The following is a 21,000-nucleotide window of genomic DNA, read 5'->3' on the forward strand; positions in this document are numbered from 1 at the left end:
CACTACATACCAGCGTTTTGGAGGGGATCAACAACCGAATAAAGGTCATCAAGCGGATGGCCTATGGCTACCGGGACGAGGCGTATTTCTTCCTGAAGATCCGCGCGGCGTTCCCCGGTAATCTACGATGAACCTTTTTTTGCCCGCCAGCTGCCCCGCGGGGCGAACGGAACCGCACAGACATAGAGCCTTGAAGCGCCTACAGACCACGCCTTTTCCCCACCTCCTCCTCGCCCTGCTGCTGGCCCTCAGCGCAGCCCATGCCTACGCCATGCAGATCTTCGTGAGGACGCCCAGCGGCGAGAACATCGCGCTCGAAGTTGAGCCCAGCGACGCCATCGAGAACGTCAAGCAGAAGCTCCAGGACAAGGAAGGCATTCCCCCCGATCAGCAGACCCTGATCTTCGCCGGCAAGGAGCTCGAGGACGGCCGCACCCTCAGCGACTACAACATCCAGAAAGAGTCCACGCTGCACCTGGTGCTGACCCTGCGGCGGACGTTCACCGGCTCGCTGCCCGGTGGTGGTGAGGGCACCATCAGTTTCACCACCGGGGACCCGGGCTGCACCTTCGCGACCGACCCGGTCTTTTCCGCGGCGGCCACCCCGCCGGACGGCATCCCGTTCCCCTACGGCGTGGTCGCCTTCACGGCTTCTTTCTGTGCCCCCGGCGCGACCCTCGACGTTACCCTCGACGTGGGCGAGGCACTACCCCCAGGAACGACAGCCTGGAAGACCGATCCGTGGAGGCGAGTACCCGGCGCCACAGTGAATGGCAGCACAATCAGCTATTCCGTGACCGACGGCGGCCCGCTGGATGCCGATGGCAGCGAAAACGGCGAGATCGTGGACCCGGTCGGCGCAGGCCTTGGCGGCGTGGGCGTACCCACTGTGCCTGCCGGGGCCCTCGCGCTACTGGCCGGCCTGCTGGCCCTCCTGGGCCTGCGGCGAAGCAACCCCGCCTAACCCACAGCCAACAATCACTGCCCGCGAGGGCTATCCCCTCACCAGAGAACCCAAGGACACTATGCTCACAGCCAACCGCCTCGAAAAAATCATGGAGCTCGAACAGGAGCTCCGCGCCGAATACCAGCAGCAGCTGGACGACAAGCAAGCGGCCATCGACGCCGCCCTCGCCGAGAAGGCCGACCTCCAGGCCACCATCGACAAGCAGCTGGAAACGATTCAGGAACTGACCGGCAAGGCCGGCGACACCCAGAAGGTCGAGCAGCGCAACCGCGAGCTCCACAACCGCGCCGACAACCTCCAGGGCGAGATCGCCGAGCTGAAGCAGCGGCTGAAGGCCCTGCAGAAAGACCTCAACGCGGTCCGCGAGGAGAACAAGACGCTCAACCAGTTCGATCCCGCACGCATGAAGAAAAACCTCGATGCGAGCAAGAAGAAGCTGGCCGAGAAGCAGAAGGATAACGAGAGTCTGCAGAAGGCGCTGAAGGAGAGCCGTAAGGAGCAGGCGGCGTTGGAGCGCAAGGTAGCCGAGCTTGAAGCCAAACTGGCCGAGACGGACGCAGGCGACGGCAGCGAGGCCCCGGCGGCCACCCCGTCACGGGACCAGGCATCGGCCGCCTGACAGGTTTCACCGGGCTGGCAGTCCTTTCATACAGGCACCGACCATGTCCAACTCCTCTGGCATTGTGCGCGCTGCTGGTGAAGGCGTAGGCAACTTCCTCGCCGGCATCCCGTCGGCACTGATCGATTTCTTCAGTGGTATAGCCGCCGGCGCCGGCCTCCACGGCGTGCTCGACTGGGCGGCGATGATCCTTGGCCTGGGGCTGCTGCTATCAGCCGTGCGCGGGCTGCGCAGAAAGCGCATCGTGGGGCCAATGATTGGCGGCACTATCGGCGTGACCTTGATGGGCTGGGCGATTGCTTGATCAACGGCCTCGATCAGGCACCTGTACGGAATTGATCACGTCAATCGGCTTAGTCGTCCACACCAATGTAGGTTCCATTCGGAGTTAACTTGCATCGAGACCCAGAGACGTAACTTCCATCAGGACACATCCTAGCGCCTCTGCCACCCTCGATATAGCCACCTCTGGGAGTCATGTACGGCGAGGTACTATGCTCACCACGATTAGGTCGGTCCGTTTCTCGCACGTAGCTGCCGTCAGGAGCAAGCCGGCAAGAGCCTCCGCCGCCTATGTAAGACCCATCTGGACACAGCTTGCATGGCCCTCGGTCGACATAGCTGCCGTCCGGACAAAGTTTCGACGCTTGAACCAGAGGCGTGGAGATGAGCAGCGCGAGAATCCAAATTGTGTTTTTCATTAACCATGTGGCCTTTCGTAAGATGAATTTCCGTGAAGTGCTCTTTGAATTATTATGGGCGAATCCGAAACCCAATGGGGTATGACAGTTTGACCGTACCCCTACATGAGAGCCGGGCTGAATGTGGGAACGCCATCGTCATTGTGAGCAGCGACGGCTTCCGATGGACAAGCGGCGAAGACCTCATTTCGACCTGGAAGAAGCCTGGTCACGACTGGCAGATGTGGTTTTGCAGCGTCTGCGGGTCACAGCTTCCCGGCGAGAATAGCGCGTCGACAACCTTCATACCCGCAGGGTCCATCACGGCGGGCGATGAGGGTCTGAAAGTCATCCATCACATCTGGGTCGACTCCAAGGCAAGCTGGGACGAGATTGGCGACGCGGGCCGTCAACATCCCGAAGCCTTCGAGGGGTAACGCCGTTTTCTTCGTCCGGGTGCCTAACGCTGAAGGAGCTTGAGGAGGATAGCCACCGCCTGTAGCGCACGTTCGCGGACCTCACCTTCAAGCACGAAGCCCTGCGAGACATCGTTGTAGAAAAAGCGGATGACGAAGCCTCACCGGGCTGCACCGGCCTTTTGTCCACTTACTCAGTTCCCCGCAGTCGCCGATTCACTACCGCGGTTCATCGGGCCAATTCATTGCGTACCGTATCAATGAAGCGCTGGGCAGCGGGCGCACGGCTGCGCTGAGCAAGCTCGAGCACCGCGAGTTCGATGCTGAGGTCAAAGCCAGCCACCGTCAGCGGCTGCAACCCGGTCGACGGGGTTCGATGGAATACGCTTGCCAGGGTGACTGTCCAGGCATCCGTGGCGGCCACAAGCTCTTCCAGCACGGCATAGTCACTGCACATGTACCTGGGGGTGAGGAGTTCCCGCGCATCGCCCACTTTTTCAAGAAAGGGGTGCCGCGCGCCGAGCGCCGTCGGCGCCGCCAGCGGATAGACGAGAAGGTCGCTCAGGGAGACCCCAGCCATCGCAGTGAGGGGATGGCCGCGGCGCACCATGGGTTGAAGCGCGACGCGCTGGATAGGCTCGACGCTGAGGAACTTGTGCTCTCGATAACTCGCGGTTCCCGCGATGATCATGTCGATATCGCGGGCTTGCAGGGCACCGATCAGTTCCGGCGCCGTACCTTCCTTCAGGCGGAGCGACACGCCCGGGTTGGCCGCCACGAACGGCACGATGCACTGCCTTCCCAGCGGCTCGCGAATAGCCTGGCCAACGCCGACACAGACGCTGCCAACCTCCAGGTTGCTGTACAGACGGGCATCACGCGCAATATCCTCCAGTTCGAGCAGCAGCCCTCTCAGGCGGGGCGCCAGGCCCAGGGCGAACTCCGTGGGAGCCATACCGGCCCTGGATCGCTCGAAAAGCTGGACGCCAAGCTCGTCCTCAAGCTTGGAAATGCTGCGAGTCAGCGCAGGCTGCGTGATATGGAGTCTCTCCGCGGCTTCCTGCAGGGAGCCGGTTGTCATTACGGCCTGGAAATGCCGCATCTGCTTTGTCGTTGTCATCGACTGAACATAAGCTTTATTTATGGACAAATAAAGTAAAGGCATTATTTTTTATGCCAAGGCCGCTTTAGAGTGCTCGGGAACCTGTCCGAGATGTTCCGTAGTGCGCCATCCCCCACGAGCGACTTTCCAGTTGATTCCCCGCAAGGGATGGATCGACGCCGCAGCGCGCGGCCGGGCCCTGCGAGCGATTGCAGCGCACCTCGTCGCCGGAGTACTTGTGGCGGCGCTGCCAGGCCCGGAGTCCCATGCGAGTACTGCTGATGATCTGCTCATCTACAGCGGGATGGTGGAGCGTGATTACGACGGCCAGCCGGATGGACACAGCCACGTGCGCGTCTATGGGCCACGGGACGCTACGGCCCACGGCAATGTCGTCCTCATCCCGTCCCTGGGGCGCGGCGTTGACGATTTTACGGAGCGCTATGGATCAACACTGACCCATGACCTGGCAGCCCGGGGGTTCTGCGTGGTCCTCATCCAGCCGCGCGGTATCGGGCGAAGCACCATGGGCCTGCCGGAGCGGAACCGTTCCCTGTCTGCGCTCGCCGGCGACGTTCGGCACGCTATGGCGTACCTGGGAACGACACCGTTCCATGTCGTGGGCCACGCTTTCGGTAACCGCGTGGCACGAAGCGTGGCGACACGGTTTCCCGAGTCTGTCCTGAGCGTCGTTCTACTCGCAGCCGGCGGGCAATTGCCTCTCGACGCGGAGCAACGGGCGTCACTGGCCGCCATCTTCGACGCCTCAACAGCCGCCGAACGTTCACCGCACGTGCAGAAAGCTTTTTTCGCGCCCGGGAATGCGGCATCCAGCTGGCTCCAGGGATGGCATCCAGCGGCGGCGACGGCCCAGGTGAGCGCGGCCGGCACCCCCGATGTCGACTTCAAGGCCGCCGGGGGCCGCCCCATGCTGGTACTGCAACCGGAAAATGACTTTATCGCGCCCCCGGCCCGGGCCGGCGGGCTGCTAAAGCGAGTTCTTGGCGATCAGGTGACCTACGTCACCGTGCCGGACAGTGGCCATGCGCTGCTTCCGGAGAAACCTGCCTTTGTTTCCCGCCAGATCCTGGACTTCCTGGCTGGGCAGCAGGAAAGCGACGCTCCCTCGCCCCCCGCGCGCGGGGCGGCAATCGTTCCGGGCTGTCCCGCCAGTTCCGTTACCCGAGCAGACCAATAATCAGGAGAACCCTATGACCTTGCAAGCACCTGCAGCGTGGACCCACCATGACGTTCTGCGCAGAGCCTCCGCCCTCGCGCTGGCGGTAACCGCAGCAGCGTCCGGCGCTGCGGAGATTGAGGAAGTCGTTGTCACGGCTCAGAAACGAGCGCAAAGCATCCAGGATGTGCCGATCTCCATAACGGCATTCAGCGGCGATTTCCTTGAAGAGAACGGGCTCGACACCATCGAAGATGTCGCGACCATGACCCCGAATTTCTATATTTCCAGTTCCTCGCAACAGACCAACACCCGCATCACGATCCGCGGCATCGCCTCGGCGGGTAACAACGCAATTGAGCCGAGCGTGGGCGTTTTCATCGACGGTGTTTACTACCCGCGTCCCGGCTCGGTGATCGGCCAACTCATCGATATCGAGTCGTTCGAGGTCCTGCGGGGCCCTCAGGGCACGCTCTTCGGGCGCAATACACCCATGGGCGCGCTGAATATCACGACACGATCGCCATCGTTCGAGCCCGAAGCCATGATTCAGGGGGGACTGGGGAACTACGGCGCCGCGGAAATCGGTGCCATGGCGAGTGGCGGCATCACGGACGCCGTGGCAGGACGCCTTACGGTGAAGTATGTAGAGCGGGATGGCTTCGCGGATAACCTTTACGACGGCAAGGAAGTCGGTGCCCGTGACGATCTCGTGTTGCGCGGCAAGCTTCTCTGGGACCTGTCCGACCGCCTCTCTGCAACGATCACAGCTGACTATGCAGAGATCAATGCGGAGAATGGCGCCATCGAGGTACTGAACTCAACACGGAACCCCATCTTCGACGCAACGAGCACGGCCCTCTACGGTGCCACACCCACCACAGCGGACAGCTTCGACTGGAAGATCAACCAGGATCACAGGGATCAGCTCGAGGACGAGCAATCCGGGCTTGCACTCGACATCAATTACGGGCTGGGCAACGGATCGACGGTGCGTTCGATCACTGCCTACCGCGAATGGCGCGCCAATGTGGTAGAGAGTGCGCTGCGCCTGCCCACGAATCTGCTCCCGAGAAACACAGAGTACGAGACCACGACCTACAGCCAGGAGGTGCAATTGCTCTCGCCCGGTGGCGAGACTGTCGACTGGGTGGCGGGCGCTTTCTGGTACCGCGAGGAGTACGACATCTACCAGTCCTTCGACGCGGGCGACAGCTTCTGCGTGCCGACCGTGGCCGGGCTTGCCGGCCCGGGCGCTGCTGCGCTTTGCGCAGCCGGCCAGCAGGTACCGATCACCGATACGGTCTTCGCCCAGGAGCTGGACAGCGTTGCCGTCTTTGGCCAGGCAACCTGGAACGTCAATGACGCGCTCGCCATCACCCTCGGTGGACGCTGGACGCGTGATGAAAAAGACGGGGATTTCGTGCAGACCCTCTACAACCCTTTCGGCTCGCTGGTGCGGGCCCCGGAAGAAGTGCTCGCTATGACGGTGGACGACTCGCAATTCACCTGGTTTGCCAACGCGAGCTGGTTTGCGAGTGAGGGGACCATGCTGTTCGCAACGGCATCTACCGGCTACAAATCCGGTGGCTTCAATTCCGAGGGCGCCGCTTCTGCGCTGGGATCCGAACGTCGTGTCTTCGCGCCTGAGGACACTGAGAACCTTGAGCTGGGGATCAAAAGCACGCTCCTCGACGGCGCCATGACCGCCAACGCCACGCTTTACAGAACCGATATCGTCGACTTCCAGGACCGCGCCTTCGACGGCTTGTCGTTCAACGTAGTGAACGCCGGGAAAATCCGCCAGCAGGGACTGGAGGCTGATATCAACTGGTCGCCCATCAACGCGCTGAGGTTCGTGGTTGGCATAGGCTACCTCGACTCCGAGTACCTGGAATTCGATGGCGCGCCGGGCCTGCCGGGCGGGCCTGTGCAGGACCTTGAAGGAGAGCGACGCAATTTCTCGCCCGAGTGGCAGACTTCCCTGGCCGCTGACTGGACGGGCTCGCTCGGCGGCAACCTCGAGTGGTTCGCCGGGCTGAGTTACAGCTGGATTGACGAGCAGAATGTCGGTGCGGTGTCCAACAACAACCCGCAGACGGTGCAGGACAGCTACGGTCTGATGAATGGGCGCCTGGGACTACGCGACGCGGGGGGCGCCTGGGAGGTCACGCTCTTCGGCAACAACCTTACTGAGGAGGGATACTGCATCCAGATGTTCGATCAGCCGTTCGGTGCAGCGCTGGGAGCACTGGACCCAGCGAACAACACGATAGTACAGCGCTGTGTCCTCGGAGACCCGAGGACCTACATGGCCCGCTTCAGTTATCACTTCTAGCTTGTTTGGCCGGGGCCCCGAGGCTGGACTTCAGACCTTGGGCCCCGGTACAGGCCTGTGTTTCAACGCCCCCGCCGGCCCTGGCGGCAACCTGAACTCACGTCCAGGCAGAGCCTGGCGGTCGCGCAGGGCAATAACAGTACGCCGCAACCTGCGCTGGAAGATGTCACGCCGGGACACTATTCTCGTAAGTACCCGGGTAGACATCACCCGAGCGCGGGGAGCGAAGATGCGATTGACTGCAAGGGAAATCGAATACCTGCTGGATCGCAGAGCACGCAGCAGACGACGCAGCCAAGCGACCTGGTCATTCTTCCTCTCTTCGCTGGCTCTGCTGGTGAGTAACCTGTGGTTCCGCTGGCTCGACGAGCCCTACCATGTAATCCCGGTACTCGCCGTCGTTTTCGGTGCCTCGCTGCTGTGCTCACACTACTTCGCAACAAACCCGGACGAAAAGCTCCTTGATCTCCTCGAACGCTATGTGCGTCATGACCCCGAGGCCGTTCGACAACTCTCTGAGCATGCGCAGACGGCAGATGAGGAACGCCCGAGCTATCGACACAGGCAAGACCCTGACAATGCGTAGTGTTTTTCTTGCGGCGGCTCTGATTGCTGTTCCCGGCCACGCCAGTGATCCCTTCGCCTGCGTGGAGGAAGATGTGGCCGCTGCATTCCTCGGTAACTGGTTCCAGGGCTCACTGCCTGCCTACTCCACCGAGGCAACGGGCGACTTCACGAAGCTATTCCTGCCCGAGGGCTTTTCGCTGGTGGGCACCAGAATTGACGGAACGGGCAGGACCGTGGTGTACCGATCGGAGCAGGACAAGGGGACCGCCTACCGTGCGGCAATCGCCGCCATGGAGAACAACGGCTGGTGGGAAACCGGGCACCCCGGGCACGTGAGGGGTGCCTTCAACACCGGAAGTCGCCCGAGCAGCGCATTGCTGTGCCGCGATGGCCGGGAACGGTCCCTCGTCGTCTCAGCGGTGAAGCGTGCCGGCAAGACCTTCATTTCCTATGCGGAAGGAACGGGCGGCATGCGCTGCGACTTCCCGGGCGTCCCCGCCTGGGCGGCGTCGCCCGCGGCACGCCGCGGGGCACCCATGCCGGACCTCTACCTTCCGGACAACATAGCCGCCGGCTACCCCGGCGCCACCGGCGGTGACTTCCAGCAGACTTCCTAGGTCGATGTTGCTTCACTGGAAGACAGGCAAGCGATCGCAGCGGACCTGGAGGACCAGCTTCGCGAGCAGGGGTGGCAGCGCCAGGGCCGCTGGGTCACCAAGGACGCCACAGGGTCGACCTGGACGCGACAAATCGATGGCGGACAACACGCCGTGGCGAATCTGCTGTTGATGCGCGCGGGCGATACCGCCGAGCGCCTCAGCATCAATGTCGCCTGGTCACCGGACCCGAACGGTGACCAACTCATGGTGAGCCCTGCGGGCGTTGTCACAGGCCAGCGGTTGATGCGTGTTCCGATGCCGAAGGAATAGCTGTCGAGAACGTGCTGTGAAGAGGTGTACGCGGCTCAGCCTGAAAGACGACCGATGCGAGCCTTCGGTAAACGGAGAACACCTGGCCGCTGGCGCACTGATCACACTGCTCCTGGCTGCTTGCAGCGGCCCCGCCGGCGGCGAGTGTGTGGGCAGCCTGGGCGCTAGTGTTTTCCATGGGTGGCGCGGCCGGATGACCAAGCGCCTGCCCGTTGGTGAGCACGCACCGCAAACGGGGCACGTGGCTACCCCGAGGTCTTCGGATACTCATCGATGGAAAAGCCAGAAGCATCAATCATGAAAACGACATTCACAGAGGCTTTGTAACCATTCAGTGAGACCGAGTGGGTTGCCCGGAGAGCTGATACGGTCAACAGGTTTGCGCCGGGCAACAGGCAGCAGTAGACCTTTGACCTTCGACCGGCGCTCACCGCTCCCCATCCGGGCTAACGTGCATTCCACGGTCCTGGTCACCCGGTTAACAACTGAATCTTTAGGATCAGGTTTGCAGGTACTCAATACACTTAAGCCTTTGACATAAGAAGATCCTTTTTGTAGCGTTCGTTAAAAAAACCAGTGCAGCGTTTGGGAGAGTGAAGATCCATGGGCAGGCCAGCCAAGTTCGAGCAGGATGAACTCCTGAAGCGCGCGACCCGCCTCTTTTGGTCAAAGGGCTCGGACGCCCTGTCAACGCGTGATCTCGAAGAGGGGCTCGATCTTCGAGCCCCGGCAATCTACCGGCGCTTCCCGAGCAAGAACGATCTCCTCGCGCGATGCATCGACTATTATGTCGACAATGTCATCGTGTTCCGCGTCCGGCGCTATCTCGAAGCCGCAGACGATCCGCTGAAAGGCCTGCATGACTTCTTCACGTCGACGCTCCAGCCCTATGACTGCAAGCCCCGAGTTCGGGGTTGTCTGCTGGCGAGCACGGCGGCGCACGCCAACGGCCAAGTCCCGGAAGTTCGCGCCGCGATTTTTCGCGGCTGGCGCCTGATCGACACCGCCTTCCAGCAACAGATCCTGCGCGCCCAGCGAGCCGGTCAGATCGACCCGGACCTGGACCCCGGAGCGCTAAGCCAGGCCCTCATCATGTCGCTGGAGGGCCTGTTGACGATCATCCGGGCGGGCGACACCGATTTGCGACCCGGCATCGACATGATCTTTCGCCTCCTTGGCGGACGGTTGATGACGCCGTGAACCCGGTGACCGGTAGAGAAGGGAAGGAGGAATGAAGCGATTCGCGCTCGGGATTATCGGCTTACCGGTCCTGCGCGCAGTGGCGGCATACGCGCTGCGGGAGGCCGTCACCGTGCTGCTGGTTGAGCGAGTGGCGGAGCGCAACCTCACCTCAAGCCGAGTTCCAAGGAGCCTGTTGATCGTAGCCGCTATCGCCATGGCAATACCTCTTGGCGCTGTCGCCGAGACCGGGCGTGCGCGTCCTAACATCCTCCTTGTACTCCTCGACGATGCGGGCTTCACAGACTTTGGCGCCTATGGCAGCGACACCGTAACGCCGAATATCGACGAGCTGGGCCAGGCTGGTGTCATGCTCAGCAGGTACTACACGCATCCACAATGCGGGCCAACCCGCGCATCGCTGCTGACCGGACAAGACAACCATGTGGTCGGCGCCGGCAGTATCACCGAAGTCTTGACGGACGAGATGCGCGCGTTGCCGGCCTACAGCATGCGGTGGCAAGAGGAGCAGAAGACCATCGCTTCGCGGCTCAAGGCGGCCGGCTACCAGACCTTCGTGGCTGGCAAGTGGGGAATCGGTGCTATCGGCGCCAACCTCCCGCATCGTTTCGGATTTGATCGTTCGTGGGTCCTCGATTCGACCGGGTCGAGCAACTACCGCGCAAAATCCTACTTGCCGCTCTACAAGGAAGTGAAGTGGTTCGAGAACGGTAAGCGCATCTCCCTGCCCGAAGACTTCTACTCCTCCCGCGACATCGTCGACAAGATGATCGAGTACCTGGACGGGGCTGAGCCGGACAAGCCGTTTTTTGGCTACCTGGCTTTTCAGGCCATTCACATCCCCGTCCAGGTCCCAACCGAGTACATCGACAAGTACGATGGCGTGTTTGATCGCGGCTGGGACGTAATGCGTGAGGAACGGCTGCGAAAGGCGATTGAGCTGGGTGTTTTCCCTCCGGGTACCCGCCTCTCTGACAAAGCGCACAAGTCGCGAAGCTGGGATGCACTGAGCGACAAGGAAAAGGTGTACTGGTCTCGGGTCATGCAGGTCAACGCCGGAATGATGGAGGCGGCCGACTTTCACCTGGGTCGCCTGCTCGACCATTTGCAGACCCAAGGAGAGCTCGACAATACGATCGTCATCGTCACATCGGACAACGGTCCCGAGTACAATACGCTTGGCAAAACATCCTCACCTGCCTCGCTGGCCTTGGAACGTGCATGGATGGCAATTGAAGGTTGGGACGTAACTTACGAGAATCTGGGGCAGCCAGGCAGTATGGGCGCGATCGGTCAGGAGTGGGCGTCGGTTTCTGCAGCGCCGTTTCACCTGTTCAAGTTCAACGCCTCCGAGGGGGGGCTGCGCGTGCCGATGATCATCGCAGGTCCCGGCATCGAAGCCCTCGGTTTTGTAGGCGGCCGGTCTCAGGTTGCGGATATTGCCCCGACCCTGCTGGACGCTGCCGGCGTGACCTTCGCGCCTGACGAATTCTACGGACGCAGTTTGATGCCTATGCTGGCCGGTCATGTAGGCGAGGTGTACGGCGAGGAAGACTCGTTCGCCTTTGAGGTAAGTGGCGCCGCCGCGCTTTATCGCGGCAACTGGAAAATCACCAAAACGCCCGAACCGTTTGGCGATGGGGAGTGGCACCTGTACGACGTTGTGTCCGACCCGGGTGAAACTAACGATGTCTCGGCAAAGCACCCGGCTGTGTTCCAGGAAATGCTGAACGAGTATCAGTTTTACGCCAACGATGTCGGCGTGTTCGAGATGGCTGCGGGCGATAGCGCGCGGAAACAACTTGCTATCAACGGGATCAAGAAGTTCTCGGCCAACTACTGGTACTTGTTGCTGGCATTTTTGGCGGCTTTGACTGCCATTCTGTATGGCATGTGCCGTTTGTTCAGGCTCGTCGGCCGGCATCGCATTTCACCACCGGAGAGGACCTAGACTATGAAATGGTGGAAGTACGCCTTGATCGGTATACCGTTGCTGGTGGTGATCGTTTACGTCGGGTTGCCCCGCGTGCTGCATGTCCTGGGGCTCCATCCAAGCCACCACGTTCCACCGTTTGACCTGGCGGGCAAGCGTGCCTTGATCATCACCACCAGCCACGACACCCTGGGCGAGACCGGTAAGGCGACCGGTGTGTTCGGCTCGGAGATGAGCGTGCCGTACTACGTGTTCCTGGATGCGGGCATGGCGGTCGACATTGCGTCGATTCAGGGTGGCGAGATTCCCGTTGAACCGCATTCTATGGGCTGGCCGTTGGCCACGCCCGAGGACAGACGCTTCAGGAAAGACCCGGCCGCTATGTCCAAGCTGAAAAATTCCATTCCCATCAGTCAAATCGATCCCGCCAGGTACGATGTCTACTACATGGCTGGCGGTTGGGGTGCGGCCTATGACCTCGCGCAGTCCGATGAGTTGGCGGACGTCATCACCAGGGCCAACGCAAACGGAAAGATCCTGAGCTCGGTGTGCCACGGCGCATTGGGCCTGGTCAGCGCGAAGGCCGAAGATGGCTCACCGCTCATTGAGGGAAGAAGAGTGACCGGCGTCACCGATCGCCAAATCAGGCAGCTCGGCATAGAGGTCACGCCAAAGCATCCCGAGACGGAGCTACGAAAGGCCGGTGCGGAGTTCGAATCACGGACGGCTTTCGTGGATATGTTCGCAACCCACGTCGTCGTGGACGGCAACATCGTCACCGGCCAGAACCAGAACAGTGGCTACGAGACGGCTCACCGCGTCCTGGAAATCCTGGCGGACTAATCACGCCATGCCAGGCGTCCGGCACCCACAGTGGATACCCTTTGCCGCCCAGGTCGCGGACGTTTCGTTCCGCAAAGGCGATGCCCCCTTGTTGGCGAGCAAGGGAGAGCATCCCGCCGCACCAGCAGATCCCGATCTTCGCATGCAGGGGTACGGTCAGGCGCACCCTCGCCGATGACAACGTCCGGAAAGAATCCACGCTGCTGCTTGTGCTGATTCCTTGACCGCCAAGAGCGCTCGCTGAGCTGCCACAGCAAGTCACACCCTCAGGGGGCATCGGCACCCTGCCTAGCTCCCGGTGCCTCCCTGCGCGCGCAGGGCTTCGTAGGCCTTCAGTTGCCCCGGCCATAGCTCACCGTTGTCGCTACGCCCCAGAAACACCTTGAAGAGGTTCGTGCCGTCAGCAGTATTGAAAGTCAGCGCATGGGCGATACGCCCGGCATGACGCCTGTCCTGGAAGCCGATATGGTCAATGGCGTCGAGACGCAGGTGACCTTCGAACCCCGGGCGGGTCCCCTTGAGATTGTAGAAACCCCGTCCGACTTCTCCCGGCGGAAAAGGCCCCTTGTATTCAAAGACGCAGCCGCCATGGAGGACGATCGTGACCACGTCCCCCCAGCTGGGAAGCTGTTCGAGGATTTCCCGAGCGCGCGCCCCCGGGAGCGTGACCGTGGGTGTAGAAGTATCGGGGCTCGCCTTATCACTCACCCTCGTCTCTGTCGCGGCGCCTGAAGTGCCTTCACTCATCAGCTCAGTCTCCTGCTCCCTAGTACGTGTACCTGGATCGTGGTGATGCCATCGAACAAATGATAGTAATTATCATATGCATTGACGCCTCAGCAAGCGCTGCTGGCCATGCCCGGGCACAGGCGCTAGCCTGAGTAGAGAAGTCATCGAATGCCCCGCGCAGACCTACGATCACAGCGTCATGCACGGCCCAGAAAGCTGCCATGGCACTTCGACGCGTCGAGGATGCCGAAGGCAAGGGCGGTGGGGGCACGGCGAGCCAGGCAGCAACGGAGCAGTGAACAATGAGCCAGCCGAGTGATTCCCGTGCCGTGGAGACGGCGCGCGCGTACTACAACAGCGATGATGCGGATACCTTCTATGCCGAGGTCTGGGGCGGCGAGGACATCCATGTCGGCCTCTATGCCGGCCCCGACGAGCCGATTGCCGAGGCCAGCCGCCGCACCGTTGCGCGCATGGCCGAGCTCGCTGCGCCGCTGGCCCCCGACACACGGGTGCTGGACCTGGGCGCCGGCTACGGCGGTGCCATGCGCTATCTCGCCCGCGCATTCGGCTGCTCCTGCGTCGCCCTGAACCTCGCCGAGGTGGAGAACGAGCGCAATCGCCGCATGACGCACGAAGCGGGCCTCGATGCGCAGGTCGACGTCGTCTCCGGTGACTTCACGGCGCTCGCCTTCGAGGATGCCACCTTCGATCGAGCCTGGTCCCAGGAGGCGTTTCTGCACGCCGGCGACCGCGCCGCTGTCTGCGCGGAGGCCGCCCGCGTGCTGAAACCCGGCGGGCTCCTGGTCTTCACGGACCCGATGCAGGTGGACGATGCCCCCGCCGACCGGCTGGGGCCGGTCTACGACCGCCTCCACCTCGCTTCGCTGGCATCGCCGCGCTTCTACCGCGAGACCCTGTGCGCGCTGGGCATGCGGGAGGTGACCTTCGACGAGCAGCCACAGCAGCTCGTGCGCCATTACGCGCGGGTGCGCGACGTCCTGGCCGGGTCGACCGAGCAACTGCACAACAAGGGGGTCAGCGACGGGTACATCGAGCGCATGAAGGCCGGCCTGGGCCACTGGGTGGATGGCGGCCGGGAAGGCCTGCTGACCTGGGGGATCTTCGTCTTCGAAAAGGCAACGCCTTAACGGCCGCGCGCACGAGAATGCCGGCGACAGCCCTTGCCCACTCGCTAGCATCCTGCCCGCCCCGGCCGGGCCGGGACGCCCCTCGGCACCGGGCGTGAGCGGCCCGCTGTTTCCAACCTGAGTACTGCAGACCATGGTTCACCGCGGCCGGAACCTCTAGAATCCGGCGCAGCGGCTACCGCAGCAGGCCAGCGGCCCACAGCTACCACCCGGGAACCCGCGGCCCCTGTCCCGGACTGTCAGGCGTGACCATGAACATTCAGAGACACACCGTCGTTTCCTTCCACTACACCCTGCGCGACGCCAGCGGCGAGGCGCTGGAGACCTCACGCGACGGCGAGCCCAGCCTCTACCTGCACGGCGCGGGCAACCTCCTGCCCGGCCTCGAGCGCAAGTTCGAAGGCGGGGCTGAAGGCGATGTCTTCAGCGTCGCGCTGGACGCTGCAGAGGCCTACGGTGAGCGCGACCCCGCCCGGCAGCAACGGGTACCCATCAAGCACCTGCTGTACCGGGGCCGTCTGCGGCCGGGCATGCTCGTGCAGGTCAACACCGCCGAGGGACGCCGGCCTGCCACGGTCCTCAAGGTGGGCAAGTTCAGCGCGGACCTCGATACGAATCACCCCCTGGCCGGCCGCGATCTCGTGTTCGACGTCGAGATTCTTGGTGTGCGGGCAGCGACCGAGGAAGAGATCGCCCATCGGCATGCGCACGGGCCCGGTGGGCACCAGCATTGACCCTTTGCCAGCCCCGATCGCTGTGGCACGTCGGCCGGGGAAGACGGCACCGCGTCATCGCTGGACGGGTGCTTCCGAGAGCGTCCCGAGTTCCTCCGCGAGGAGATCATAGACGACGCGGATACGACGGCTGGTATGCAGTTCCCGGTGGGACACGAGCCAGATCGGGATCGGCGGGTTGAAGTGATTCGGCAAGACGCAAACGAGGTCCGGGAACAGTCCGCCGGTATCCATGGGCAGGAAGCCGAAGCCGAGCCCCTCCCGGATAAGCTGCAGCATGCAGTTGCCGCTGCCCGATGACACCCGGAACTGGTCGAGGTGCAGTTCGAGCCCCTGCTCCGCGAGCCCCTCGAGCAGCGCTGCCGTGTCGTCGATGCCGACAAAATCCCGGTCCTTGAGGTCATCGAAATCGCGCGGCATGCCGACCCTGTCCAGCAGGCTCCGCGCGGCATAGATACGGCCCCTCAGGAAGCCGACGCGCCGGGCGATGAGATCAGGCTGTACCGGTTGCGCGTGGCGGATGGCGATGTCGGCCTCGCGCCGGATGAGGTCGCGGACCCGGTCAGAAGCCACCACCTCGACGACGATACCCGGTGCCTGTTCGCGCAGCTTGCGCAGCATGGGCGGCAGGCAGTAGGTCGCCATCATCTCCGACGCCGTAATGCGTACGCGACCCTCGATCGCCTGGGACTGCCCGGATGCCGCGAGCGATACCCGGTTTGCCGCCTCACCCATCACGCGAACGTGTTCGAGCAGCTCCAGACCTGCCGTGGTCAGTTGCAGCTTCCGGTGCCCTCGCTCGAACAGGATCACGCCGAGCGACTGCTCGAGGCCTGTCACCTGCCGGCTCAGCGTCGGCTGGGTCTGGTTGAGCGCGCGGGCGGCAGCAGAAAGCGACCCCTCTTCAGAAGCGACGAGGAACGCCCGGACCTGGTTCCAATCGAAGGCGATATCGCTCCAGTTCATTGGTTTTTGTATGGCTGACCCACTACAAAGAGCATTCTATCTGCAATGCATGCATGGTCCAATGAGCCATCAGACAACGCAAACCCGCAGAGGACGCCGCCGTGGCCGTGACATCATCGGATTTCTGGGACCGGGTCGCTCCGAGTTACAGCAGGCAACCCATTGCCGACACCGAGACCTATGCACGGAAGCTGGCGGCAACGCAGGCGTTCATGCAGCCCTCGATGGCGGTGCTGGAGTTCGGCTGCGGCACCGGATCGACAGCGCTCGAGCATGCCCGCCATGTGGCACGGATCGACGCGACCGACGTGTCAGCGGCGATGATCGCGATCGGACAGCAGAAGGCGCGGGACGCCGGCATCGAAAACGTCAGCTTCAGGCAGGCCGGCGTGGAGGACTTCGAGGCGCCGGACGACAGCTACGACATGGTCCTGGCGCTGAACCTCCTTCACCTGCTGCCGGACCGAAGGGCCGCCCTGGCCAGGGTTCACCGAATCCTGAAACCCGGCGGCCTGTTGGTCTCCAGCACGGTCTGCCTCGCCGACCGGCTGTGGTTCCTCCGCCCCGTTATTCCGGTCATGCAATGGCTGGGCAAGGCACCCTACGTGAGCTTCCTGCGTGCCGGGAACATGCGGCGGGAGGTGGCGTCTGCCGGTTTCGAGGAACAGGAGCACTGGACCCACGGACGCACGAACAGCCTGTTCCTGGTAGCGAGGAAAGTCGATTCCACCTGACCCGGGAAGCGATCGGCGATGCATTGTCTGACTGAGGTCTGACTGAGGTCTGACTGAGGTCTGACTGAGGTCTGACTGCGTATCGGCAGGTTATGTCAGGGTGCGGCCGGCAAGCCGGCTATCGCCTTGCGAACGGCACCGCGCACCGCATCATGGTCGATGCGGTTGGCGTCTTCGATCACCATGCTGATCTGTACCCGCCAGAGCACCTCCACCGAGGCCGCGTCCAGGAACACCAGTTCCATTTCCGCGGTCTCGACCGGACCGCTCAATGCTTCAGCATTATCGGCGGAAGCGCCGTCGATCTGGCGGTTCACGGAGCTCCCGTAGAGCATGTCGTTGGACCCACCGTAGGACAGCTGCCCATCATTGAACCCGGGCGCCGCGATGTACTCGATCAGGAATTCGGCCTCGGCCCGGTCGACGCGCCGGTAGCCGAGTTCCGCCATCTCCGCTTCCACGCCCGCGCGAATCGAGGGGCTCTTCCGCGCCAGCATATCCTTGCTGTAGGTCGTCTGCGACGGCGGGTCGCTGCGCCAGGCGTAACGCGTATAGCCGGTACCCGCGAAGGCTTCCGTGGCAGCCGGTGTGACATCCACACCGCTGCAGCCGAGCATGAACGCAAGACATGCCGGCACCAGGAGGCGGGCGCACAAAGACCCAGAAAGCAAGCCTTCCCTCATGATACCCATAACGCGACCTCCTCACCCCAGGCCGCGAAAAGCATAGTGCAGGCGATATCGAATTTACACCACGCTTTTTCCGGGGACTTTCCCGGGGCCTTTCCCGGATCTTTTTCTGGGGCTCTTTCTGCGGCTTTCAGATCGCGACGTCTGCACACCCCAAGCGCGACGCTCCCAGGTGATACTGCCTCGCCACCGATGCCACGCGTGAACCAAGATAACGTGCTGTTTCGAGGTCGACGCCTTCGATGACCCCTGCCGGCGCGTGGGCGATGAGACCACTCTGAGCGCCCATGCGGTTACGGCCCGCCGCATCGAACCCACCCGGCAGGTCGATGCCAACCCAGAGCATGCCGTGCTGGTTCGCAAAGACAGAGAGGTACTGGATGGTGCTCAGCTGGTCGCCGCTCGGATTGTTGCCAACGGTAAAGCCGGCCGCGAACTTGCCCGCCCAGCGCCGCTGGAACCAGAACTCGCTGGTCGCATCGGCGAAGGCCTTGAATTGGGCCGAGACGGATCCCATGAAGGTCGGCGACCCGAAGATGATGGCGTCGGCCCGGCTCAGCGCCTCCAGCACCCCACTGTTACGGTAGCGGCCCGCTTCCATATCCGCGCCTTCAAGGCAGACGGAAAACGCTTCGATACCATCGACCCGTGATGCACCGCTCAAGGCGGCCTCGGCCAGCCGGGCAGTGGTGCCCGTCACGCTGTGGTACACCACCGCGACTCTTGCTTCGCTGTTCATAGTAACTCTCCTTTGTTGCAGACCTGACTGTTGCAGACCTGACTGTTGTAGAACTGACTGTTGCGGTACTGACGTTGATCCCTTCAATCAAGACCTTCGGGCCTCAAGACGTTGTGCCGTGACCGTTGCGAAAATCCCGGCGCCGATAATTGCAGCACCGAGCCAGGTCATGGGGCTGTAGCGCTCACCCAGGAAGACGGTCGCCGCCATCAGGCTCACGGCCGCCGCCACAAATCCGACCTGGCTGAGAAGTACCGGCCCGCCATCGCGCTGCAGGCGGTAGAACAGGGGAAAGTTCAGGCCGGAGAGCAGCAGCTGCACTGCAATCAGCTCCTTGATCGCTGCCAGCTCAGCCAGCGGTAACGCGCGCAGGGTCCCGAAAATGATCAAGGCAAAGCACAACGTGGCAAAGGCGTGGCCCCAGAAAGCCAGCGCGTTTGGTGCGGCGCCAGGAGGCCAGTACCGGCTTCGGTAGACATTGCCGCTCGCCAGTGCCACGGGAACCGCCGCCGCCCCGAGCAGCCAGCCGAGTGCCGGGGCCTCCGGGGAAACACCGCGCGTGAGGCTGACAAGGGTCGCGCCGATCAACCCGGTCACGATGCCGACCATGCCGAGGCGGTCCGGCGTCTTCATGCCCAGCACCGTGGCGAGCAGCAGCGTGAACACGGGGGACAACGCGAACATCAGGCCCGTGTAACCCGCGCCTACTTCCGGTATGACAGTGAACAGCAGGAGGTTGGGGATGATGAAAGATATGAGCGCGGATATTGCCGTGTAGCGCAGCACCTTAGCTCCGGGCAGGCGGAGCCCCCGGCGCGTCAGCTGCGTCGGCAGCAGCATCAGCACCACACCGGCTGATACGATCCCGGCCCAGACAAGCGCGGGGATGCCGGCCTCGCTCGCCACCTTGCCCAGCGGCAACTTCATACCCAGCAGGCTGCCGCTGGCGAGTAGCAGTGCATGGGGGGCGAGGAGCCAATGCCCTGGCCTGGCCGCAGCATCCTCCCACAAGGGCGTGGCCAGGCCAGTCAGTCGCCTTTCCGGTGTTTCGATACCCGCTGTCGTCATGCCCTGTTCCTCCGTATCCGAGGGGGAACAGCCTACGGGCAGGGCAGGGCGGAATAATCGCCCTCAGAAGAAAATGACTGGTAACAGCGGCTGACGAATCACCGTCCCGAGCGGCTCATTCCCAGTAAGGCGGATCCCTGAAATGCTCCGCGAGAAAATCGGCGAAGGCGCGCACTTTCGGCGACAGGTGGCGCCGCTGCGGGTACACGAGGTAGATGGAGATCTCCGGCGAACGATAGTCACCGAGCACTGCGACAAGGCGGTTCTTGCGGAGGTCATCACCCACCAGGAACGCCGGCGTTCGTGCAATACCCATTCCGGCCAGCAACGATTCCCGGAGCGCAAGACTGTTGTTCGCCTGCAGCCGTCCCCTGACCGTGACCTGTTCCGGCTCACCATCGGGCGCCAGGAAGTGCCACTGCAACGCCGAGTGCTGCAGGCTGTAACCGAGCACCTCATGGGCCCGCAGGTCTGCCGGGGATTTAGGCTCGCCGTGGCGCGCGAGGTACTCCGGCGCGGCCACAATCACATGCCGGCAGCGAGCAAGACGACGCGCGACGAGGCTGGAGTCAGGCAGGTCACTGATACGCACCGAGACGTCAAAACCCTCTTCGATCACGTCGAGCTTGCGGTCGTTCAGGTCCATCTCGACCGACAGTTCCGGGTTCGCGCGAAGGAAGGCGGGCAGTAACGGCGCGACGTGAAGGATACCGAAGGACATCGGCACGTTGACCTTGAGAACGCCCCGTGGCTTCTGCTGCAGGAAAGAAACCTCGGCCTTCGCCTCCGCAAGGTCATCGAGGCCACGGCTCGCCCTGTCGTGGAAAATCTTTCCCGCCTCCGTGAGGCTCAGGCGCCGCGTGGTGCGATGCAGCAATCGCACTCCCAGGCTCTCCTCGAGGCGACTCACCTGCTTGCTCACCGCCGGACGAGAGACCTTCAGGCGCTCGGCAGCGCGCGTGAAGCTGCCCGCATCGACGACCGCGACAAAGACGGCGATATCGTTAAGGTCTTCCACCCGGGGCCCACTCGTAACGATCCGTGAACAGAGTCTTTCAAAACGGGACGATTATCAACGACTGATCCGGCACTAGGGTTTGCCCAGGCAACCACACCTGGAGAAAACCATGAAACAGAAAGCGCTTTCCCTCACCGTCGGGCTCCTGCTGGCCATTTCGTTCACGGCAAACGCCGACCGGGAGGTTGGAACCAGCCCCTGGGGCCCGGCCGACGAAATCGGCCGCCTGAACCTCATGAACGAGAGCTCGAGAGCGGCCGTGAATCGCTCCGGGTTTGTCGGAGGCTCCAGACCTTGAGAGGATGGAGCGATGAACAAACGACCGAAGTATCCACCGGAGTTCCGGGAGCGAGCTGTTCGCATGGTGCTTGAGCATCAGGGAGAGCATGGCTCTCAGTGGG

24 protein-coding genes are annotated in these 21,000 nt (G+C 62.7%); 17 read left to right on the forward strand and 7 right to left on the reverse strand.

Annotated features, from left to right (window positions below; all coding sequences use genetic code 11):
* The 5 genes from ACX93N_RS15260 to ACX93N_RS15280 form a co-directional block, all read left to right on the forward strand.
* Positions 1-131: transposase (locus tag ACX93N_RS15260; protein WP_459427662.1), on the forward strand; the 131-nt coding region annotated here is incomplete at its 5' end.
* 59 nt (positions 132-190) lie between these two features.
* Complete coding sequence (locus tag ACX93N_RS15265) at positions 191-964, forward strand: ubiquitin family protein (protein WP_459429304.1); 774 nt, start codon at positions 191-193, stop codon at positions 962-964.
* Positions 965-1,025: 61 nt separating this feature from the next.
* A complete protein-coding gene (locus tag ACX93N_RS15270; RefSeq protein WP_459429305.1) occupies positions 1,026-1,586 on the forward strand; it encodes a hypothetical protein in 561 nt (186 codons plus the stop codon).
* Positions 1,587-1,629: 43 nt separating this feature from the next.
* Complete coding sequence (locus ACX93N_RS15275) at positions 1,630-1,890, forward strand: hypothetical protein (RefSeq protein ID WP_459429306.1); 261 nt, start codon at positions 1,630-1,632, stop codon at positions 1,888-1,890.
* 471 nt (positions 1,891-2,361) lie between these two features.
* Positions 2,362-2,703, forward strand: a complete 342-nt coding sequence (locus ACX93N_RS15280) for a GFA family protein (protein ID WP_459429307.1) — start codon at positions 2,362-2,364, stop codon at positions 2,701-2,703.
* Between the two features lie 208 nt (positions 2,704-2,911).
* Here ACX93N_RS15280 and ACX93N_RS15285 read toward each other — a convergent pair whose 3' ends face one another.
* Positions 2,912-3,802 (reverse strand): LysR family transcriptional regulator, encoded by an 891-nt coding sequence (locus ACX93N_RS15285; RefSeq protein WP_459429308.1) that lies wholly within the window; start codon positions 3,800-3,802, stop codon positions 2,912-2,914.
* A gap of 133 nt (positions 3,803-3,935) precedes the next feature.
* Here ACX93N_RS15285 and ACX93N_RS15290 point away from each other — a divergent pair, with 133 nt between their 5' ends.
* The 8 genes from ACX93N_RS15290 to ACX93N_RS15325 all read left to right on the forward strand — a co-directional run bounded on the left by ACX93N_RS15290 (position 3,936) and on the right by ACX93N_RS15325 (position 12,771).
* The gene (locus ACX93N_RS15290; protein ID WP_459429309.1) at positions 3,936-4,982 is read left to right on the forward strand and encodes an alpha/beta fold hydrolase; all 1,047 of its coding nucleotides are present in this window, start codon (positions 3,936-3,938) and stop codon (positions 4,980-4,982) included.
* Between the two features lie 13 nt (positions 4,983-4,995).
* Entirely contained in the window at positions 4,996-7,299 is a 2,304-nt protein-coding gene (locus tag ACX93N_RS15295; protein WP_459429310.1) for a TonB-dependent receptor, read from the forward strand.
* Between the two features lie 229 nt (positions 7,300-7,528).
* Positions 7,529-7,885: a hypothetical protein gene (locus tag ACX93N_RS15300; RefSeq protein ID WP_459429311.1), complete on the forward strand. Its 357-nt coding sequence runs from the start codon at positions 7,529-7,531 to the stop codon at positions 7,883-7,885.
* Positions 7,878-8,483, forward strand: a complete 606-nt coding sequence (locus tag ACX93N_RS15305) for a hypothetical protein (protein ID WP_459429312.1) — start codon at positions 7,878-7,880, stop codon at positions 8,481-8,483. Before ACX93N_RS15300 ends, ACX93N_RS15305 begins: the two co-directional genes overlap by 8 nt.
* 153 nt (positions 8,484-8,636) lie before the next feature.
* Positions 8,637-8,795: a hypothetical protein gene (locus ACX93N_RS15310; protein WP_459429313.1), complete on the forward strand. Its 159-nt coding sequence runs from the start codon at positions 8,637-8,639 to the stop codon at positions 8,793-8,795.
* A gap of 603 nt (positions 8,796-9,398) precedes the next feature.
* Positions 9,399-9,995, forward strand: coding sequence for a TetR/AcrR family transcriptional regulator (locus ACX93N_RS15315; RefSeq protein ID WP_459429314.1), 597 nt, complete (start codon positions 9,399-9,401; stop codon positions 9,993-9,995).
* Between the two features lie 31 nt (positions 9,996-10,026).
* Positions 10,027-11,946: an arylsulfatase gene (locus tag ACX93N_RS15320; protein WP_459429315.1), complete on the forward strand. Its 1,920-nt coding sequence runs from the start codon at positions 10,027-10,029 to the stop codon at positions 11,944-11,946.
* 3 nt (positions 11,947-11,949) lie between these two features.
* Entirely contained in the window at positions 11,950-12,771 is an 822-nt protein-coding gene (locus ACX93N_RS15325; RefSeq protein WP_459429316.1) for a type 1 glutamine amidotransferase domain-containing protein, read from the forward strand.
* 288 nt (positions 12,772-13,059) lie between these two features.
* On the opposite strand, the gene hutX is transcribed toward ACX93N_RS15325, so the two are convergent.
* On the reverse strand, positions 13,060-13,518 hold the full coding sequence (hutX, locus tag ACX93N_RS15330; RefSeq protein WP_459429317.1) for a heme utilization cystosolic carrier protein HutX: 459 nt from the start codon (positions 13,516-13,518) through the stop codon (positions 13,060-13,062).
* A 284-nt stretch (positions 13,519-13,802) separates the two neighbouring features.
* Between hutX and ACX93N_RS15335 the strand changes: the two genes are divergently transcribed.
* Complete coding sequence (locus ACX93N_RS15335; RefSeq protein WP_459429318.1) at positions 13,803-14,651, forward strand: methyltransferase domain-containing protein; 849 nt, start codon at positions 13,803-13,805, stop codon at positions 14,649-14,651.
* Between the two features lie 251 nt (positions 14,652-14,902).
* Positions 14,903-15,385 carry an FKBP-type peptidyl-prolyl cis-trans isomerase gene (locus ACX93N_RS15340; protein WP_459429319.1) on the forward strand — a complete coding sequence of 161 codons (483 nt, stop codon included), beginning with the start codon at positions 14,903-14,905 and terminating at the stop codon, positions 15,383-15,385.
* 54 nt (positions 15,386-15,439) lie between these two features.
* On the opposite strand, the gene ACX93N_RS15345 is transcribed toward ACX93N_RS15340, so the two are convergent.
* On the reverse strand, positions 15,440-16,351 hold the full coding sequence (locus ACX93N_RS15345) for a LysR family transcriptional regulator (protein WP_459429320.1): 912 nt from the start codon (positions 16,349-16,351) through the stop codon (positions 15,440-15,442).
* Positions 16,352-16,452: 101 nt separating this feature from the next.
* On the opposite strand from ACX93N_RS15345, the gene ACX93N_RS15350 reads away from it, so the two are divergent.
* Entirely contained in the window at positions 16,453-17,085 is a 633-nt protein-coding gene (locus ACX93N_RS15350; RefSeq protein WP_459429321.1) for a class I SAM-dependent methyltransferase, read from the forward strand.
* A gap of 95 nt (positions 17,086-17,180) precedes the next feature.
* On the opposite strand, the gene ACX93N_RS15355 is transcribed toward ACX93N_RS15350, so the two are convergent.
* From ACX93N_RS15355 to ACX93N_RS15370, 4 genes are all read right to left on the reverse strand, one after another.
* On the reverse strand, positions 17,181-17,702 hold the full coding sequence (locus ACX93N_RS15355; protein ID WP_459429322.1) for a DUF4136 domain-containing protein: 522 nt from the start codon (positions 17,700-17,702) through the stop codon (positions 17,181-17,183).
* A 202-nt stretch (positions 17,703-17,904) separates the two neighbouring features.
* On the reverse strand, positions 17,905-18,513 hold the full coding sequence (locus ACX93N_RS15360; RefSeq protein ID WP_459429323.1) for a flavodoxin family protein: 609 nt from the start codon (positions 18,511-18,513) through the stop codon (positions 17,905-17,907).
* A gap of 87 nt (positions 18,514-18,600) precedes the next feature.
* A complete protein-coding gene (locus ACX93N_RS15365; RefSeq protein ID WP_459429324.1) occupies positions 18,601-19,581 on the reverse strand; it encodes a DMT family transporter in 981 nt (326 codons plus the stop codon).
* A 115-nt stretch (positions 19,582-19,696) separates the two neighbouring features.
* The gene (locus ACX93N_RS15370) at positions 19,697-20,599 is read right to left on the reverse strand and encodes a LysR family transcriptional regulator (RefSeq protein WP_459429325.1); all 903 of its coding nucleotides are present in this window, start codon (positions 20,597-20,599) and stop codon (positions 19,697-19,699) included.
* A gap of 109 nt (positions 20,600-20,708) precedes the next feature.
* On the opposite strand from ACX93N_RS15370, the gene ACX93N_RS15375 reads away from it, so the two are divergent.
* Positions 20,709-20,897, forward strand: coding sequence for a hypothetical protein (locus ACX93N_RS15375; RefSeq protein ID WP_459429326.1), 189 nt, complete (start codon positions 20,709-20,711; stop codon positions 20,895-20,897).
* The last annotated feature ends 103 nt before the right edge of the window (positions 20,898-21,000 follow it).

It is taken from the genome of Pseudohaliea sp., assembly GCF_054552115.1.